The organism is Staphylococcus caledonicus, from assembly GCF_016238465.1.
GTDB lineage: Bacteria > Bacillota > Bacilli > Staphylococcales > Staphylococcaceae > Staphylococcus > Staphylococcus caledonicus.
Map to the genome: position 1 here is coordinate 1012376 of NZ_JABTXV010000001.1, position 19723 is coordinate 1032098.

23 protein-coding genes and 1 riboswitch are annotated in these 19723 nt (G+C 30.8%); all 23 genes read right to left on the reverse strand.

The window, feature by feature from the left end:
- Positions 1 to 9: 9 nt before the first annotated feature.
- The gene (gene gcvT / locus HS848_RS05065; protein ID WP_198611476.1) at positions 10 to 1101 is read right to left on the reverse strand and encodes a glycine cleavage system aminomethyltransferase GcvT; all 1092 of its coding nucleotides are present in this window, start codon (positions 1099 to 1101) and stop codon (positions 10 to 12) included.
- 77 nt (positions 1102 to 1178) lie between these two features.
- Positions 1179 to 1294: riboswitch (glycine riboswitch) on the reverse strand.
- Complete coding sequence (locus HS848_RS05070) at positions 1291 to 1809, reverse strand: shikimate kinase (RefSeq protein ID WP_198611692.1); 519 nt, start codon at positions 1807 to 1809, stop codon at positions 1291 to 1293. Its footprint overlaps the riboswitch before it by 4 nt.
- 573 nt (positions 1810 to 2382) lie before the next feature.
- The gene (locus HS848_RS05075; RefSeq protein ID WP_107508122.1) at positions 2383 to 2670 is read right to left on the reverse strand and encodes a hypothetical protein; all 288 of its coding nucleotides are present in this window, start codon (positions 2668 to 2670) and stop codon (positions 2383 to 2385) included.
- Positions 2657 to 3103, reverse strand: a complete 447-nt coding sequence (gene comGD / locus HS848_RS05080; RefSeq protein ID WP_332871283.1) for a competence type IV pilus minor pilin ComGD — start codon at positions 3101 to 3103, stop codon at positions 2657 to 2659. The genes HS848_RS05075 and comGD overlap by 14 nt, the downstream gene beginning before the upstream one ends.
- Entirely contained in the window at positions 3084 to 3404 is a 321-nt protein-coding gene (comGC, locus tag HS848_RS05085) for a competence type IV pilus major pilin ComGC (RefSeq protein WP_103167425.1), read from the reverse strand. Before comGC ends, comGD begins: the two co-directional genes overlap by 20 nt.
- 17 nt (positions 3405 to 3421) lie before the next feature.
- Entirely contained in the window at positions 3422 to 4483 is a 1062-nt protein-coding gene (gene comGB, locus HS848_RS05090; protein WP_408642060.1) for a competence type IV pilus assembly protein ComGB, read from the reverse strand.
- Positions 4455 to 5429, reverse strand: coding sequence for a competence type IV pilus ATPase ComGA (gene comGA / locus HS848_RS05095; protein WP_198611478.1), 975 nt, complete (start codon positions 5427 to 5429; stop codon positions 4455 to 4457). The genes comGB and comGA overlap by 29 nt, the downstream gene beginning before the upstream one ends.
- 51 nt (positions 5430 to 5480) lie before the next feature.
- Positions 5481 to 6107: an MBL fold metallo-hydrolase gene (locus tag HS848_RS05100; RefSeq protein ID WP_198611479.1), complete on the reverse strand. Its 627-nt coding sequence runs from the start codon at positions 6105 to 6107 to the stop codon at positions 5481 to 5483.
- A gap of 1 nt (position 6108) precedes the next feature.
- Entirely contained in the window at positions 6109 to 6432 is a 324-nt protein-coding gene (locus HS848_RS05105) for an MTH1187 family thiamine-binding protein (RefSeq protein ID WP_103167417.1), read from the reverse strand.
- On the reverse strand, positions 6432 to 7418 hold the full coding sequence (locus HS848_RS05110) for an ROK family glucokinase (protein WP_198611480.1): 987 nt from the start codon (positions 7416 to 7418) through the stop codon (positions 6432 to 6434). The genes HS848_RS05105 and HS848_RS05110 overlap by 1 nt, the downstream gene beginning before the upstream one ends.
- Entirely contained in the window at positions 7415 to 7618 is a 204-nt protein-coding gene (locus HS848_RS05115; RefSeq protein ID WP_198611481.1) for a YqgQ family protein, read from the reverse strand. The genes HS848_RS05110 and HS848_RS05115 overlap by 4 nt, the downstream gene beginning before the upstream one ends.
- Positions 7602 to 9059 (reverse strand): rhomboid family protein, encoded by a 1458-nt coding sequence (locus HS848_RS05120; RefSeq protein ID WP_198611482.1) that lies wholly within the window; start codon positions 9057 to 9059, stop codon positions 7602 to 7604. Before HS848_RS05120 ends, HS848_RS05115 begins: the two co-directional genes overlap by 17 nt.
- Positions 9060 to 9074: 15 nt before the next feature.
- A complete protein-coding gene (locus HS848_RS05125) occupies positions 9075 to 9611 on the reverse strand; it encodes a 5-formyltetrahydrofolate cyclo-ligase (RefSeq protein WP_198611483.1) in 537 nt (178 codons plus the stop codon).
- A 123-nt stretch (positions 9612 to 9734) separates the two neighbouring features.
- The gene (gene rpmG / locus HS848_RS05130; protein WP_001830957.1) at positions 9735 to 9884 is read right to left on the reverse strand and encodes a 50S ribosomal protein L33; all 150 of its coding nucleotides are present in this window, start codon (positions 9882 to 9884) and stop codon (positions 9735 to 9737) included.
- Positions 9885 to 10002: 118 nt separating this feature from the next.
- Complete coding sequence (locus HS848_RS05135; RefSeq protein WP_198611484.1) at positions 10003 to 12048, reverse strand: peptidoglycan D,D-transpeptidase FtsI family protein; 2046 nt, start codon at positions 12046 to 12048, stop codon at positions 10003 to 10005.
- Positions 12049 to 12179: 131 nt separating this feature from the next.
- Positions 12180 to 12779, reverse strand: a complete 600-nt coding sequence (locus HS848_RS05140) for a superoxide dismutase (protein ID WP_198611485.1) — start codon at positions 12777 to 12779, stop codon at positions 12180 to 12182.
- 331 nt (positions 12780 to 13110) lie between these two features.
- Positions 13111 to 13533, reverse strand: a complete 423-nt coding sequence (locus HS848_RS05145) for a Fur family transcriptional regulator (protein WP_107508132.1) — start codon at positions 13531 to 13533, stop codon at positions 13111 to 13113.
- A gap of 3 nt (positions 13534 to 13536) precedes the next feature.
- Positions 13537 to 14382: a metal ABC transporter permease gene (locus HS848_RS05150; RefSeq protein WP_198611486.1), complete on the reverse strand. Its 846-nt coding sequence runs from the start codon at positions 14380 to 14382 to the stop codon at positions 13537 to 13539.
- Positions 14383 to 14444: 62 nt separating this feature from the next.
- Positions 14445 to 15221, reverse strand: a complete 777-nt coding sequence (locus HS848_RS05155; protein WP_107508134.1) for a metal ABC transporter ATP-binding protein — start codon at positions 15219 to 15221, stop codon at positions 14445 to 14447.
- Positions 15222 to 15476: 255 nt separating this feature from the next.
- Positions 15477 to 16367 carry a deoxyribonuclease IV gene (locus tag HS848_RS05160; protein ID WP_198611487.1) on the reverse strand — a complete coding sequence of 297 codons (891 nt, stop codon included), beginning with the start codon at positions 16365 to 16367 and terminating at the stop codon, positions 15477 to 15479.
- Between the two features lie 9 nt (positions 16368 to 16376).
- Positions 16377 to 17723, reverse strand: coding sequence for a DEAD/DEAH box helicase (locus HS848_RS05165; protein WP_198611488.1), 1347 nt, complete (start codon positions 17721 to 17723; stop codon positions 16377 to 16379).
- Positions 17724 to 17767: 44 nt separating this feature from the next.
- A complete protein-coding gene (locus HS848_RS05170) occupies positions 17768 to 18868 on the reverse strand; it encodes a Nif3-like dinuclear metal center hexameric protein (protein ID WP_198611489.1) in 1101 nt (366 codons plus the stop codon).
- Positions 18858 to 19547, reverse strand: a complete 690-nt coding sequence (locus HS848_RS05175; RefSeq protein WP_198611490.1) for a tRNA (adenine(22)-N(1))-methyltransferase — start codon at positions 19545 to 19547, stop codon at positions 18858 to 18860. The genes HS848_RS05170 and HS848_RS05175 overlap by 11 nt, the downstream gene beginning before the upstream one ends.
- Positions 19548 to 19723: the final 176 nt, after the last annotated feature.

Sequence of the window (19723 nt, forward strand, 5' to 3'; positions counted from 1 at the left end):
ACCCCTTAGTTATTTTTCAATTTGGTTTTTCTTAACAATTTTAGCTTTTAGTTGTTTTTTACGGACTTGAACTAATAATTCACGTCCCATTTCAAATTCATCGCGTTTAATAATTGCCATAGCAATTGATTTACCTGAAGAAGGAGATTGTGTTCCTGAAGTAACTTCCCCAATTTCATTTCCATCAAGGTCATATACTGTATATCCAGTTCTAGCAATACCTTTTTCAAGTAATTCTAGTCCTACAGTTCTACGAGATGAACCATTTTCTTTTTGGTCTTTTAATACTGATTTACCAATAAAGTCTTCTTCAATTAAAGGCTTAGCCGCAAAAGCAATTCCGCCTTCATAAGGTGTAATTGATTCAGTTAAATCTTGACCATGTAAAGGTAATCCAGCTTCTAATCTTAATGTATCTCTAGCTCCTAAACCACATGGAACTACATCATGTTCAACAAAGCCGTTCCAAATGTCTACTGTATCTTTAGAATTACAATAGATTTCAAAGCCATCTTCACCTGTATAACCAGATTGAGATAAAATAACATTTTTTCCGAATAGTGTTACATCTTGTTGAAAATCAAATGGTTTCATTTCACTTACATCGATGTCTACTAATTCACTAACTAAATCTCTTGCTTTAGGGCCTTGAACCGCTAATTGACCATATTGGTCTGATACATTTGATACTTCAACGTCAAATTTTTCAGCGTGTTTTTGAACCCAATCAAAGTCTTTATCTGTGTTAGCAGCATTTACAATTAATAAATAACTATTATCTCCCACTTTATAAGTTACTAAGTCATCAATAATACCGCCTTCTTCATTACATAAAGCAGTGTATTGAGCTTTAGTATCAGTTAGGTTATTAGTATCATTTGAAAGTAAGTATTGGACAAATTTACTAGCATCATTGCCTTTAATAGAAATTTCTCCCATATGGCTAACATCGAACATACCTACGTTATATCGAACCGCATTATGTTCTTCTTTGATACTTGTAAACTGAACAGGCATAGCCCATCCACCGAATTCTACTATTTTAGCACCACTATCAACATAATTTTGATACAATGGTGTCTTTTTTAATTCGCTTGTCATTTGAAAACCCCCTATAATTTTTATAAAAAAACAGAGTAGCAAAAAGCTACCCTGTTTATACACTTAATCCAGGAATGCGTAACAGTATTATCCTTTTGCCTGAGAGTTTCGTATGAATACTTGCACCTTCGGCGATAATGTTTAATTACTATGTGTAAATAGAATTAACATTATTCTCTCTAATACTGATCAACCGCAAGATAGATTATTTGTGATTAAATCACAAACATCTTTGATTGTTTTTTCACTATTCACTTTCATGAATGCGATTTCATTATATCTTGAAACCCTTGATAAATACAAGTTTTTTAATTGTTTTTTACTTTTGTCTTTTGCATTCGGTCTGTGGGCATCGTTTCGAATTCTATTGTAAATTACCTCTATATCGCAATCTAACCAAATGACATGTTTGGAATTTTTTAAGATTTTTAGCGACTCTGGATATTCAATAATTCCACCACCGGTAGCGATAATGTCGTATTTCTCTATACATTCTTTCAAGTATTTGCATTCCAACTTTCTAAAACCTGACTCGCCTACCTGTTCAAATAGTTGTGGAATAGATTGTTCTTCCTTGAATTCAATATAAATATCTAAATCGACAAAAGACATGTCTTGGGCTAGTGATAAGTATTCGCCAATAGTACTCTTACCAGTTCCCATGAAACCAATTAAAATAATTGGGGTTTGTTTATTATTCAATTCAATCACCTTTTTCAAATTTCTCAATAATTGTTCGGTCATAATAATTATTAATATTCTGGATTGTTTTTAATTTTAAACCAAATTGAGTGGTATAAAAAGTGATTAAAGACAAGTAAATCATAAAGATCATTAAAGTGTAAGGGCTGATAAATGCTTTTAATTTAAATATATAATGTTTTCTCATAGTATTGGTTAGCATCACCTATCTTTAGATTTATTACTATTATTTTTGAGTTAGTATTATGAAATTTAGCAGCGATAACATTATTAAGTAGTGTGATATTCCCTCGTCCTTCATTTTCGTAGATTAGTTTATTATTCTTAAACTTTATATAATTTCGTTCATTCTTAGTTTGAACGATAATCGAATTGTGATTTTCTAGTTTTAAGGTTGTATGTGAGTTGTTAACTATGTGTGATAAATCGGCTTGAAAAAATGAGTATTCGGTGCGATTATTTTCGTAGGCTTCATGAAAGTAGAAATTTGTTAATTTAATTATGTTAGGTAATAGCGTTAAAATTGTAACTGTGATTAAGAGTGAGAGCGCCATTTCAATGAAGGTGAAAGCTTTAAGTTTAGTACTTAATGCAAATTTTCTTTTTAAGAGAGAGATTGTCGTTACATATAGAGTTTTTAGAAAGTTTAATGTCATATTTACCTAATCTAATTCCTTTAAAAAGATCCTCCTTTTTATAATGATTAATACTAGTTAAAATAGCCTGTTTCATTTCCAATTTTTCATATTCGTCATCTAGAGATAATGTTAATTTCAATAAAATAGGGATAAAGATAGTTGATATTATCATAATGGTTAGAAAGCTAAGTAGACTATCGGCAAGAATACTAGCGTTAAATTTTGGCATATCTTATTCTCCCCTTATCGATATGGAAGATAATTCTGTATAAATGATTGTGTACTTGTAATATAAAGGAACCAAAGTTATTTATTGTACCCTCTTTATTAAATGTGATTGTTTTTACTTTTGAAACGTAAGTGATTTTTCCGTCTAGTATTTTAAAATTATATTTCTTATCCTTTTGTTCTATAACCTTGATTACAGATGAATTCTTACTCAATAATAATGTTATAGATTGATTTTCACCAATTGCTTTTGATTTAAAATACTCAAGTTGAGTAATTAATTGATTTACTTTTAGTTCATCATTAACTCTTAATAAGGTTGATAAATTAAATGAGGATAAAGAGAGTTGTAATAATATGGTTAGTACTAACATTACTAATAAACTCTCAACTAAAGTAAAGGCTTTTAGTAAACTAATTTGCAATCGCTTCACCGTTACTAATTGTAATTGATTCGCCAGATTTACAATTCTTTTGTCCTTCTTTAATGTAGCCTTCTGTTACTAAATCATCAATACTTGAAGGCATTCTATTGTGTTTTAAATTGTATGCTTCTATTTGACTATTAACCATCTTCACTTGCGCTTCGCATCCTGTAGACTGTATGTGTGCTGTTTGTTTAGCGATATTTGGAATAATTAAAATTAACAATACGCTTATGATTAGAAGTACTAATAACATCTCTATTAACGTGAATGCTTTCATTTTTTTGATATATTGCAGATATTTTCTCATTATATTAACCTCATTTCTTATTTAATATTTTGCATTAGTTGGAACATAGGAAGCATAATTACTAAATATAAACTTATGATGAAAAAACCTAAGAAGAAAAATACTAAAGGTTGTATTATTTTAGTGTGCTTTATAGCAGTATCTTGAAATCTTTTAATTAAAATTGGACTATAAATAGTAAGTTCAACATCTAATTTGCCACTTTTCTCTCCTTGTGAAATAAAATTAATTAAATCTTTTTGAAAACATGGAATTTTATCTAGGCTATCAGCTAAACTAAGGCCATTATTAGTACTAGCCAGTAGTTGACGACCTAAGTATTGTAAAAAGTCATTATCTTGTTGCGTATATATTTTGACTATATCTTGTAGGTTAATACCATTTTTATAAAATAGCGCTAAGTCTGTAGAAACTTGATAGGTTTTAATAATCTTAAAGTAAATGTTTAAAATTGGAATATGAGTTAATAACTTAATCTTTTTAGCAGTATCGTATTTAGTATAAATAATAGATAAAGTCGCGCTTATGAGTATAAGTGAGATAATAAAGGTGAATATTGAAGCGGGCAACGTGGAAATGATATGCGTTAAAATTCTTTGAAACAAAGTTAGATTAACATTTATCGTTGTATATAATGTTTCAAATTGAGGCAAAACAGTATAATTTAGAAGTAAAATCATACTCAAAAAAATAATAATCAATATTAAAGGATACTGTATCGTCTTTATGATTTGTTGTTTAGCGTTAACATTAATTTTTAAATATTGAATTGATTCTTTTAAGGCGTTATCTATATGACCATATTTCTGTGCGAAAAATATTTGGGTAATAATAGAATGTGGATAGCCTATAAGTTTTAATATTTCGCTACAAGTCATTCCATTTTTAATATTTTTAATAATTTTAGTGTCTAACTGTTTATCTTTATATTTAAAATATAGATTGATAAAGTTAAAGCATTCTAAAAGTGTAAATCCATTACTAAGTAAGCTTGTTAAATTCTCTAAAAGCATAATCTGTTGATAAGCATTTAAGTTCTTTTTAGGAAGTTTAAATATACTTATTTGCGATATCTTCACATATTGTTCCTTCTCTCGATAAAGATAGTAACTTATCTTCTAAATGATTAAAGTTGTTAGGTAATGTATTATTATGTTCGAAAAAATATTGGATTTGATTATTATTGATTATTTCACAAACAAGTTGTCGTTGGTTCTTGTTGTTAGTAATTAAACGTTGATTCGATATTAGATTAATGGCTTGGCTTATTTCTTGGACACTAATGCCCATTTCAAGTAATCTTAAAATCGCTCCTTTACAATTACTCGAATGCATCGTGGATAACACGAGATGGCCACTCAAGCTTGCTTGTATAACACATTTAGCTACTTCAGCGTCTCTTATCTCTCCTATTAAAATTACGTCAGGATCACATCTTAAAATCGCCTTAAAGGAGTTCACGTAATCAATGCCAGCTTTTTTATTAATAGAAACTTGTGTAATTCCTTTTATAAGCTGTTCTACAGGATTCTCGATTGAAATAACATTGAGATTCAATTCCTCATGCGCACATAACACCATTTGATACATTAAGGTACTCTTACCAGAACCAGTTGGTCCAGTAAATAATATAAGCCCTTGCTTTTTATTCATTAAATACTTAAAGTCTTTGAAATCTTTATATTCTTTTTTGCATTGAAAATACTGAGGAATGATTCTAATGACGCAACTTTCTATGCCAAGTGATAAAGGTAATGTAGAGACTCTTAAGTAATAAATTGATTTCGATTGATACGTGTAACGTCCACTTTGTGCAACTTGATGACTAGACACGTCCAACCCCGCTTGAAATTTCATGTAGACTAATAACTTTTGGTAAATTTTCATTTTGAAAATGTCGTACAATTCCAAACAATCGTTAACCCTAAATTTAATATGTACTTCTTCTTCACAAGGAATAAAATGAATATCGCTAGCATTTTGCGAAATGGCTTTGTTAATTATTTCTTGAAATAATATCTTCAAAAAATCACCTCCTACGTATATAAACGTAGGAGGTGATTAAATTACTTTATTTTATTGTCCATCAAGAAATGGATTTAATTGTTCATCATCAACAGTTGTGTATTGGCCATGACCAGGAAATAGAGGTAAATCGCCATCTAGTTCAAACAATTTATCTTTTATAGAATCAACTAAGGTTTCATAATCGCCTTTATATAAATCGGTACGGCCTATACCATTATTAAATAATGTGTCGCCTACTACAGCAAACTCATCAAACACAAAGGTTAAACTACCAGGTGAATGCCCTGGCGTATGAAGGACATTAAACTTAAAGTCTTCAATAGTGAAAGATCCTTCGTCTAATTGTTCAGGGCTTGCCTTACTTGTGATAAGTGGCATACCGTATTGTTTGAATTTAGCTGAGCCATTCTTTTCAGGATCAGTTAGAAAATCAAATTCTTCTTTATGCATATATAATGGTACATCATATTTAGCCAACACATCATCTAATGCAGCGATATGATCAAAATGAGCATGAGTTAGTAAAATTGCTTTTAACGGTTTATTAATCTGATTTAACTTTTTAAGGATTTTATCAGACTCACCAGCCGGGTCTACTAATAATACGTGGTCATCATTCTCAATGAAATATGCATTGGTATCAACTAACCCTAACGTTAAGTTTGAGATTCTCATATTATTCTCCTTGATTATCTAAGTGTTTTTGTACAGATTTTAATTTATCATTCATTTTGCGTGATTTATCTCTTCTGTCATCAATACGTAGATTTGTGCAAACTCTATCTAAACCTTTATCGAAAGGTAATTCATGGATTACTTGCACAACTTCAAATAAATCTTTAAGATCACCTTCGATAAGTGTGTTCATTGGTGTTAATTGGTAATCAATTTTACCTTGCTTTTTGAATTCTTCTAATTTCTTTTGAATTTCTGCAATATATTTACTTACACTTGGACCATTAGTACCTACGGGAATAATAACTACGTCAACGATAGCCATTATTTAACACCATCCTTTTCAATAATATAAGTTTTGATTAAACCAGCTGCGCCAGTTATACCGGCATCGTTACCTAATTTGGCTTGTACAATTTCGGTATCCTTTTGCGCAGGCGTAAATGTTAAATTATGATATTCAGTTTTAATATTTTCAATTAAGATTAATCCAGCGGTAGACATGCCTCCACCTAAAACAATATATTTTGGATTACTTGTGGCACTAATAATACTACATAAATATCCAATATGATTAGCTACTTTTTCTGTAATGAAAATACAGAATTGATCCCCTGCTTTAGCGGCATCAAATACTGCTTTAGCCGTTACTTTATTTTCTTTAATTAGAGGTAATATAGAAGATTTAAATGTTAGTTTAGGATAATAAAAATTAACTAGGTTGACTACCCCAGTTGCAGAAGCTACTGTTTCAATACAACCAGATTTGCCACAGTTACAGTTAAATCTTTGGTCAAAGTCAGTTCTAATATGTCCAATTTCTGCGCCTGAACCATTATGGCCGTGTACTAGTTCGCCATTGGAAATGATGCCTCCACCTAAGCCAGTACCTAAAGTAATAGCTACTACATCATCTGCGCCTTGTCCAGCGCCTTTATGTTTTTCACCTAGCGCAGCTACATTTGCATCATTATCTACGTAAATTGGACAATCAATAAATTCTTTAAATATTTCTCTAACGTTTACATTTTCCGGCCAGTGTAAGTTAACAGCACCATTAACAATACCTGTCTCAAAATCAACTGGTCCCGGCACACCTATACCTACTCCAATAACGTCCGAAAGGTTCAAGTTGCGAGTTGGCAATATTTCGGTGAATGAATCATAGATGTTTTTTAATAAAGTTCTTCCTGTGTGATCCGAAGTATCAGTTTCAATTGACCACTTGTGTAGTTGTTCTAAATTCTCATCAAATATTCCTAATTTACAAGTTGTTCCACCAATATCAGCTGCTAAAATTATATTTTTCATTTATGCTCATTCCTTCTCTGATTAATTATTAAAATACATTTTAGATACTCATCTTTAGTTAATAAGTCGTAGTTATATAATGATTTGATTTCTTGTAACATCATCTCATGCATATCATCTGAGTTTTTAAAATAGATGATAAAGCCATATTTTTTTAAAAGTTGTTGGACATCATAGAAGCTCTTAATTTCCCGATTCATGTGCATGTCTCAATTCTTTTTCTAAATTTTTATAGTCGTTATTATGTGAATCTAACTTTACTGCATTTTTTATATATTTTAATGCTTTATCATTATCATCCAAGGCTCTATTAGCAACGGCAAGCTCATAGTTTAACATCCCAGAATTTGGATGATTTTTTAAACCTCTTTCCCAATCCGCCATACCTTCAGCTCTTGAACTGGTCGTAGCAGTAATCAACCCTTTTAAATAATAAGTACGATCGTCATCGTAGCCCTTTTTTATGGTATGACTTACTAGTGAATTAGCTTCTTTATAATTATAGTCTAGCATCGCATCTTGAATTAATTTATCATAAATATTTTGTTCTTTGATGGTAAAAATTCTTATCTGTAATGCCACAAAAATAATTAATAATAAAATTAAAAATATCCAAAATAGATTACGGTTCTCATTAAAATAGTAACCTATTAATATAATTAATACGCCCCCAACGAAACCACCTAGATGAGCCATAATATTAACGTTCGACATAAATAATGATAGAACAATAAGGACTAATAATGCAATTAACATCTGGCCTAAAACTTTTCTATTAAAGTTTTTACTTACAAACATCATTGCAAAAATAGCACCAATCAAACCAAAAATAGCGCCACTCGCCCCAACTGAGATAGTATGCAAATTAAATGATAATGAGATGAAGTTACCTAATAATCCTGAAATTAAATAGACACCTAACATCTTTAACGGTCCTATAATAGATTCCACTATCTTGCCGAATATGTAGAGAGATAGCATATTCATTAAAATGTGTTCAAAATTAAAATGCAAGAACATGGAGGTTATGAGTCGATACCATTCACCGTGAACAACATTAAAGTGAACTAATCCGCCGACATCTAATAGCTTTATGTCTGAAAAATGATTTAAATAAAGAATCATGATTAACCAGACAATAACATTTAAGGCTATTAGAAGATAAGTCATAGGAGTAAAAGTCATCATATACTTATCAATAAAATTCCGAGTTAAAACACGTTTTCTATAATAAAATGATGTCTTATTATCCTTTCTAACTATAGTCCTAGTTAAAAATGGATTAGATATCATCTTCTCTATATGCTTATCTTCAGTGATTGCATTGCACTTAATTTTAACCGGATGGGTTTCAATAAATTCAGTTATATTTAACTGTTTATCGGAAAAGTAGAACAATTCAACCATTTTAGGATCAAATTGAACGGTCTCTTTAATGTGTTCATAATTATCTAGTATCTTTGATTTATCAAATCTAATTTCTTGTGTAGAAGTTATCTCTTTTCTAAAAATGGCAATTTTCTTTTTATGTTTATTAATTAACCAGATTTCATTTTCATTTTTCTCAATATTGATTAGCTGATAATTATAATACCTTATCCAATAATAAATCGATTTCCAAAAGCGTTTTTCAATATCCATTAATTCCTCCAAAATCTATGTGTTGTAAATAATTAATTTATCAACTGGTTGATCATGACTTTCTATTTCAAAATGTGTTAATTGAAAGTCATAAAGTAAACTTAAAGTTGATGCATTTGAGTTACTTAAAAAACGGTCGAAATATCCGCCACCATAACCAATTCTATATCCATCTTCTCTAAAGGCAACGCCTGGGACAATGACTAAATCTAAGTCATCTGTAATTTCAGTATTCTCGCTCACATAATAAATACCTTTTTCATCTTTTTTTAGAGTAGATAAATCTTTTAATTCTTTAAAGTTCATACTATGGGAACTATAGTCAGTATTTGGCACAAATATTTCTTTATTTCTAGACAATGAGTCTTCAATTATCTTATATGTATCAACTTCATGTGGCATAGATAACACGATACCTATGCGTTGTGCCTTTTGGTAACTTGGATTAGTAAATAACTGTTCCTTTAACCATTGATCTGCCTTTACTTTATCTTCATCCGGAAAAGCTTTCATTTTTGTGAGTATGTTACTACGTATCTCTTTTTTTCTCATTAGAATCCCTACCCTTCGACACTAAATATATTATAACGTTATTAAATGATGATGTCATTTAGATGAAATATAAAAAAAGTGACTTTCCATTTAATTAGAAAGTCACTTAATAGTACTAATATGTTATTTAGTTTCACGATGTAAAGTGTGTTTGTTATCACGTGAACAATATTTTTTCATTTCAACACGTTCAGGGTTGTTTCTTTTGTTTTTAGTTGAGATGTAGTTTCTGTCACCACATTCTGTACAAGCTAATGTTACGTTTACGCGCATGTTAATTCCTCCTTACCTTTTCTAAATACGACTTTATTATCATACCACTTAGCAGAATAATTGAAAAGTATTAATTTTTTTATACTAATTTGAGTTGAATACGTTAAATTTTTTAAAATTACTTTTTATCTTTAAAGTAATAGTTAATAACATCTCTACCTAAATCGCCACCATTTAACCATGGAGGTGGTACGGGTTGGTTAGTGTAAACAATTGAAAAGGCTAATTTAGGATCTTTCACCGGAGCGTAACCAATGTAGGTTGAGTTAACTCGAGGTTCACCATCTTGATAAACCTCAGCCGTACCCGTTTTACCCGCAGAAGGAACAACTGTTTTATGGAAACTTGCATATCCTGTACCATCTTTTTTATTGAAGGCCATGTTAAAACCTTCTTGAACTTCATCTACTTCTTCTTTAGAATTGTTTACTTTATTAAGTACATTACCTTTAATTTTTTGTTTTACAGGGCCAACTTCATCACTATTAGTAGCATTATGTACTGCTAATCCAATATGTGGTTGAATTCTATAACCATCATTCGCAATAGTTGATACATACTGTGATAATTGTAGTGGCGTATACGTATCATATTGACCAATTGATAAATCAAGATAGTTACCTGAATTGTTAGTGAGTGGTTCAATTTGTCCAATAGTTTCATTAGGTAAATCAATACCAGTTTTAACACCTAAGCCAACTTGGTTTAGTCCTTTTCTTAATTTTTTACCTGCTTCAGAAATATTATTAGGTAAACTCATGCCATATGAATAAGGGTCGCCGGCTAATTTTAAGGCCGTTTTAAACATATAAACGTTTGAAGAATGCATAAGTGCTTCTTTATCATTTATTTCAACTTTTCCATCTTTATTAAAGTATGAACGTTTAGTTAAGCCGCCACTAAAATGTAAAGGCTCATCAATCATCTCTTCTCCAACTTTTATAGCGTTATTTTGATAACCGGCTAATAATGTTCCTCCTTTAACTGAAGAGCCTACAGCAAATTGGCCAGTAAAGTTACCTAAATCGTAATCTGTTAGTTTACCATCTTTATCAATTTGCTTACCTGCCATAGCAAGTATGTCTCCATTTTTAGGATTTTGCACTACTATTAAAGCATTATCCATATCACGAGCGCCTTGACTACGGAGTGTTTTAATTTCATCTTCTAATAATGATTCTACTTTCTTCTGTAAATCGATATCAATGGTAAGTTGTAAGTCGTCTCCTCTTGATCCAGGATTTATAACTTCTGAGTTAATTACTTTACCAGATTTATCCGTAGTATATTTCATTTCTTTTTTCTTACCACGTAAAATATCTTCATATTGATATTCTAGATAGGATTTACCTACTCTATCATTTCTTGAATATCCTTTTGCTAAATATTGTTCAGTTAATTCTTTAGGAATACCTTCTGATGGAGTTGAAACATTTCCGAATATACTTCTGAGACTGTCTCCATATGGATAACGTCTGTCCCAATCCATGGTAGTGTTCACACCAGGTAATTCATCTAGTTGTTGAGATACAGCGGCGTATTCTTTTTCAGAAACATCATCATTCTTTATAGTTTGTGGATCCATAGTAGATCCGACAGACATTTCTCTATATATTGCTAGAACCTGTAAATCATCCTTAGATAAACTTTTTAATTGTTTATCACCAATTTTATTATATAATTGTTCGTCAAATTGATCTTGACTTATACTACCTTCGTCTAGCATGGATTTTTCTTTATCCATTAATTTGTTAACTTCATCCGGATTTTTCTGAATCCAGAAATCTTGTTTGTCGCGTTCAGTTATTTTATCTGTTTTCATAGAAATTAACTTTGATAATTTTTCGGCGGTATGTAATATATCTTCTTGGCTTGTCTTTTTCGAACGTGTATATGTAATTGCCAATTTTGAAGCATTATCTACTAAAACTTTGCCGTTTCTATCCAGTATTCTCCCTCTAGGAACAGATTCGTTAACTGTGATATTCTCATCATTTTTGACAAGTTGACTGTAATGATTGCCTTGAGCAATTTGTAAATAGCCTAGGCGCAAAACTATAATTCCAAAAATTAATACAATCGCACCAAAGATAAAACTAATTCGCTTATTCATCGTGTGCTTTATTTTTTCATCATTTGATTTTTCTTTTAATCTTTTTAGCAAGATAACCTACCTCAATTATTAAACATGTTTACTTATAAATGATATATGAAATTTATAGATATTGCTATAATTTTCATAAAAAAAGTGGCCTCTTAATAGAGACCACTTAATCAGAGAATTTACTAAACAACTTATTTAGCAACGTTGTATAATTCATCTACTTTTTCCCAGTTTACAACGTTCCAGAATGCACTGATGTAATCTGGACGTTTGTTTTGATATTTAAGATAATAAGCATGTTCCCAAACATCTAAACCAAGGATTGGAGTTTTACCTTCAGTTAATGGGTTATCTTGGTTTGGAGTAGTAACGATTTCTAATTGGCCGTTATTAACTACTAGCCAAGCCCAACCTGAACCAAAGCGTGCTGCAGCTTTGTCAGCAAATTCTTTTTTGAATTCATCTAAAGAACCCCATTGTTCTTTAATTTTATCAACTACAGTACCTTTTTCTTCAGAATTAGGAGTTAATAATTCCCAGAATAATGAGTGGTTTAAGTGTCCGCCACCATTATTACGAACAGCTGTTTGAATATCTTCAGGTACGCTATCTAAATTAGCAATGATTTCTTCGATTGATTTAGATTCTAAGTCAGTACCTTCAACTGCAGAATTTAATTTTGTTACATAAGTGTTATGATGTTTGTCATGGTGAATTTCCATTGTTTGTTTATCGATATGTGGTTCTAATGCATCTGCTGCATATGGTAAATTTGGTAATTCAAAAGCCATAAATAATCATCCTCCTAAAATTTCGTTACCTTAATAATAACAAGTAGTTAGATAAGCAACAAACCTTTTGCTTATAACTTATATACTTATTATTTGTTACGCTATTAATATAACTCAAATTGGTAAGCTTTAAACATCAAAACACTCTAGAATTAATGATTTTCTTGATAATTCATACTTTTGGCCTATGATATAGTCATTTTTTCTACTGATTGAAAATAAAAAAAGAGATTGAGACGTTTATCTTTTATGTCTTGGAAACTATAAATTAGATTCCCGCATATTGATAAGGTCTCAACCTCGTGTAATATATTGAATTGGTTATAAACAGTTATTTGACGCCTTTATTATGACAACTTTCGCAAATGCCATAAACTTCTAATTTATGAGTGTGTATATCTACATTTGGTAAAAATTGTTTAATTTGATCAATTGGACAGAAATCAATGATCTTAGTATCTCCACAATTTTCACAAATAAAATGGTGATGATGGTGATTCATACATGCAATTCTAAATTTCATCTCACCATCTAATTCTGTACTTTCAATGATGTTTAAATCTTTAAATAAATGTAAGTTTCTATAAATCGTATCAAAAGAGATACCTGGATAATCTTTATCAAGTTGTTGTTGGACATGTTTTGCATTAATATACTTATCTTCTTTAACGAAAATATTAATCATATCTTCACGTTTTTTCGTATATTTTAAACCATTATCTTTTAAAATTTTAATCGCATCGTTTGTATTCATATTTTAATGCCCCTTTTTAACTCTTACTATAGACTTTTGGTATAACATTGTAATTCCAAGTAATAAAACTAATAAAACTACAATAACACCACCAGGAGAAATATTCATATAAAATGCAAGCACTAATCCTAAAATTACCGAAAATTCTCCGATAATTACACTTAGGACAATAAGTTGTTTAAATCCTTTTGTAATTCGCATGGCAATAGCTATTGGTAAGGTAATTAATGCACTTACTAATAATATTCCGACAACTCTCATTGACGCTGAAATAACCATAGCTACTATAACGATAAATAAAAATTGAATCCATTTTGGAATATTGATTACCTTACTATATTCTTCATCAAAAGATAAAATAAATAATTCTTTATAAAATAGAACAATAAATAGTAAGACAAGAATAGAAATAATAATGATAGTTGTTAAATCACTTAAATTTACTGCGCTAATTGAACCAAATAATAAACCTACAATTTCTTGGTTAAAGCCATCTGCTAATGAAATAAAAATAGCACTTAGAGCAATACCAGCACTCATAATAATAGGAATAGCTATTTCTTGATAATTTGAGTATGAGGTTCTTAGCTTTTCAATAAGCAATGCGCCAATTACGGCGAATAGTATCCCAAACCACATTGGATTAATAATAGCTAATGCCGGTGATAATGTTAAAACAAACATCCCAAAGGATATACCACCTAATGTCACATGGCTTAATGCATCAGCTATTAGAGATAATCTTCTTACAACTATAAAAGCACCGATCAGTGGTGCTATAAAACCTATTAATATACCACTAATTAGTGAATACCTCATGAAGTCGAAATTAAGTAAGGCGTCAATCATTGGTATCACCACTTATACAAATTTTTAAACTCTTCATATTAAACTCCTATTATATTAATAATTTAAGCTTCGCAACATTCTCTATCGTGTTGATGATCCACAAATTTAACAGGATGGCCGTAAATTTTTGAAATTTCCACTTCATCAAGAGATTTAAAGGCTTCCGTTGAACCATGAAAATGTAAATGTCTATTTAAGCAAGCTACTTTAGTCGCTGTATCAGCTACTACGCCGATATCGTGCGTTACTAAAATAATTGTTATACCTTCTTCTTTTAAACGTTCCAATGTTTCGTAAAACTCATTTACATGTTTTGCATCAATACCATTTGTAGGTTCGTCTAATACCAATACAGTCGGATTAGAAATTAATGCACGAGCAATTAATACACGTTGTTGTTGACCACCAGAAAGTTCGGCAATATTTTTATCAATTAAATGGTGGATATTTAACCTAGAAAGCACTTTATCTACTAATTGCTCATCCTCTTTATTAAACCATTGAAACAAGCGTTTGGTTTTAGTTAAACCACTTAACACTACTTCTTTTACACTAGCAGGAAATCCAGCATTAAAGGCAGTAGCTTTTTGAGATACATAACTAATTTTTAAGGCTGATTGATTATTTTTCTTATATGATTTACCATCTATATAAATCTCGCCTTTTTGTAGAGGGAGTAATCCTAAAATTACTTTCAGTAAAGTAGATTTTCCGGCGCCATTTGGTCCAACTATAGCTAGAAAATCCCCTTTGTTAATTTGAATATTTATATTTTCTAATACTTGTTTATTATCAAAGTGGTAATCAATATTTTTTAATTCGAATACTGGTTGACTCATTATTTCACCTCGGTTAATACTATACCGTTATCTTCTAAATTTGTAAATAGTAACGTTTACGACTTGAAATTGATATATTACTAGTCTTAAAGAAGACGCAACGTTAATGTTTCGCGCCTTATGAAATTAATAAGCGCTTTAAGTCTGTCCACTTTTCTTTTACTTAATCGTTAATAACTTTAATTTCTTTTCTAATACTAAGAAACCCGGTACATTCATTGTAAATGTCCAGGTTTCTTAATTTTATATAATCATTTATTGTTGTAAAATCTTGTCTTTTAAATCAGCATCAAATTTTTGAGCTTTGAGCATTTCAATTTCAAACTTGTAAGGTGGCTTTTTATTCTTTTTATCTTCGCCTACATATGGTGTTTCCAATATTTTTGGAATATCTTTAAATGAATCATGATGGACAACATAATTTAAAGCATCGAATCCAATATGACCAAAACCGATATTTTCGTGACGGTCTTTATGCGCACCTTGTTCATTTTTACTATCATTAACATGTACCACTTTGATACGATCTAAACCAATAACTTTATCAAAGTGATTTAACACTCCATCGAAATCCTCTTTAATATTATATCCGGCATCATGAGTATGACAAGTGTCGAAACAAATAGAAAGTCTATCATTATGAGTCACACCATCAATAATACGTGCAATCTCTTCAAAACTACGGCCCACTTCTGAACCTTTACCTGCCATTGTTTCTAATGCAATTCTAACGTCGTTATCGTGCGTTAAAACTTCATTTAAACCTTTAATGATTTGTTCAATCCCTTTATCGGCACCAGCGCCAACGTGAGACCCAGGATGTAAAACAATATCTTTGGCACCAAGTGCTTGAGTTCTTTCAATTTCATTTTGTAAAAAATCTACGCCTAATTGGAATACTTCAGGTTTAGTAGTATTAGCAATATTAATAATATAAGGAGCATGAACTACAATATTTGAAAGTCCATAATTCTTCATTGCTTCATGACCTTTTTCGATATTTAAATCTTCAATACTTTTACGGCGTGTATTTTGAGGGGCACCTGTATATATCATAAATGTAGATTCACCAAAGCGATGTGCTTCTTCAGCTGAACCTTCAAGCATTTTTTTACCACTCATAGATACGTGAGAACCAAGTAGCATTTTATCCACCTATCCTTTTTTATTATTTTTACGTTGTTGACGGTTTTGACGTTTACTATATTGTTTACGTTCTTGGCGTTTCATTCGGTCAACTTCTTGTTTAAATTTCTTTTTATATCCTGGTTTAACTTTATTTTTAGTTTTACTACGTACTTTATGTTTAACTTCATTAGTTAAATAATCATGTTTTCTTTCACGCTTACGTCGAGCATTATGAGCTTTGATTGGTGACAATTCACCGTTTTTCACATCCACATTTTCAAAGTGATATCCTTTATTTTCTATTAAAGATATATTGTGCTCTTCATCGGGACTATATAATGTAATAGCGACGCCTTTATAGTTACCTCTTCCTGTACGTCCAACTCTATGCGTAAAGAAGTCAATATCATTAGGTACATCAAAGTTTATCACATGGCTTACACCTTCGATATCAATACCGCGAGAAGCTAAATCACTTGCGATAACATATTGAAATTCTAAATTACGAATTCGTTTCATTTGTTGTTTACGTTCTCTAGGAGTTAAGCCACCGTGAATCATTCCAACTTTAATACCAGCTTGATTTAATGAATTAGTTAATTCGTTTGCGCTATCTCGACTATTACAAAATACGATACATAAATACGGGTTGAGAATATCAATCAGCTGAAGTGTTTTATCAACTTTTTCTGTACCTTTAGTAGGAATTAGATAAAATTCTATATTTCTTTTATTGTGAGTTTTAGAATCCACAACAACAAATTCTGGATTACTTAAATATTTATTTAAAAATGGTTGTAAAGATTTAGGAATTGTAGCACTAAATACTGCGATATGCGCACTGTCATCAAGACGTGAAGCAATATGATCGACATCTTCAATAAGACCTAGGTCAATCATTAAATCTGCTTCATCAATAACAAGATTTGAAGCTAGATGAGCATGTAAGTGACCGCTTTGAGCAAGGTCATTGATACGCGTAGGTGTACCAATAACTAATTGTGGTTGATAATTAGTACGTTGTCTGTCTTTCTCAATATCGGTACCGCCAATAAATAAACTTACTTTCACATCAGTTTTAAATTTAGCTAAGTGGCTTGCTGCTTGGAACAACTGTTGAGCTAATTCTCTTGTAGGAGCAACTACAATGGCCTGTGGTTCTTTTATCGTTGTATCTATTAAATCTAATAAAGGTAATAAAAATGCATGTGATTTACCCGTACCAGTTTGCGATTGTCCGATTAAATTCGTTCCTTTTTTAATTCTTGGAATAATTCTATTTTGTATTTCAGTTGGTTTTTCAAAATTTAGATCTTTAACTGCATCTATTAATGTAGCATCTAAATTAAATAATTCGAATGGGTGGTTTGCCATTAAATTGGCCTCCTTTAATATCCTCTTTAGAGGTTGAAAATAATTTATAAATAATTGAATGGATCAGTATTAATATCTGATGATTCAATTTTGAAGTTGGTACTATAGTCGAATAACCATTGATGTAGTAAGTCTTTAAGCCCATCTTTCATGACATATTCACTATAGTGGTTAATATCTAATAAATTGATACCATTAGTTTGAGCATCTAAGGCATCATGATGTTTAATATCACCTGTAATAAAAATATCAGCGCCCTTTTTAAAGGCAAGTTCTTCAAAGCCTATACCAGCTCCGCCAATAATAGCTACTTTACTAATCATTGCATTAGTATCCCCTGTAAAACGAACACTTGGAATTTGTAGTTGAGCTTTGACTTGCTTAACAAATTCTTTAATTGGCATAGGTTCTTTCAATTCGCCTAATTTTCCAAGACCATAATTTGCTTCTCTTGTCATTTCGATAAAATCGTAAACGGGTGTCTCATATGGGTGATTTTTTATAATCGTTTTTTCGGTTAACATACGTTGATGATGTTCAATCATAAATTCAATTTTAACTTCATTAACATATTCTATGCTGTCGATTTGTCCAATATGGGGATTAGCTGCTCCAACGGGTTTAAATTGCCCTTTTCCTTCTGATTCAAAGAAACAATACTCATAATTACCTTCTTGAGCTAAACCTACTTGATTTAGTGCATCTTTGAAAGATTCGACATTTTCTTTCGGTATATATGTTTGTACTTTATAATAAGTTTCTTGGTTTGTATTTAAGAACTTAATATTATGGAGGTTTAGTTTTTGAGCAAGCATTTCATTAACACCATCTACGTGATTATCAAGGTTGGTATGCAACGCAATCAATTGAAGATCGTTAGATATAATTTTACGAATAAGTTTGCCATAACCATCATCTGTTATTGATTTAACCCCTTTGAAAATGAGGGGGTGATGTGCCACGATAGTATTATAGCCTTTCATTATTGCTTGATCTACTATCGCATCTGTACAGTCTAAAGTAGTCAATATACCCGTAATTTCGGTGTCATTACTACCAATCAATAAGCCGACGTTATCCCAGCTTTCGGCAGTATGTAAAGGAACATTTCTATCTATAATTGACATTAATTGTTTAATCTTCATTAACAAGCACCTCTTTAATTAAATCCATTTCACTTTCTATCTCTTTAAGTCTCTCATGATGCACTTCAGAATTCAATTGTTTGCGGATATGCTCTAAGGCATTTAATTCTCGACGCCATTTCTTATAAAAAGTTTCTGTTCTATTTTTGAGAAGTTCAGGTCCGAATTTTAATTGCTTTTTAGTTAATGTTTTAATATTATCAGTAAATTCGCTAACTACTATTTCATACACATGGCCTTTTTCTTCCATAATTTCTTCAGCAATGATGGTATAGTTTAAAGATTCTAGAGTTTGTCTAAGAACTTCAGTTTGAATATTACTCTGTAAAATTAAACGAGGTTTATTTGAAAGACGAGATTTTCCTTCTCTTAAAATTTTAGCGATTAAAGGACCGCCCATACCACAGATTGTTATATTTTGAACATTATCCTCTTCTCTTAATACACTTAGCCCATCACCTAGCCGAACATTAATTAAATGGTTGAGTTGATGTTCATTAACGTTTTTCTCTGCCGACTCAAAAGGACCTTTAATTACCTCGCCAGCAATAGCACGAGAACATAAATTATTTTCAATAGCATATATTGGTAAATAAGCATGATCAGATCCAATATCAGCCATTGTATGAGGTGTAAGATAATGGCTTACATGTGTTAATCTTTGATTTAAAGTTACCATAGCTAACTCCTTTATTTATAAAAATAGACTGGGACAATAAAGTGTCTCAGTCTAAGTATCGTTTAAGCAAAATAAAGCTAAATTAATAAGTAAACGTAATAAAATTTAAGACTGGTTAGTATTGGAATTAATATATTGATTTGTTCTAAAAAGCATTTAAAGTCTTCTAACAAGAT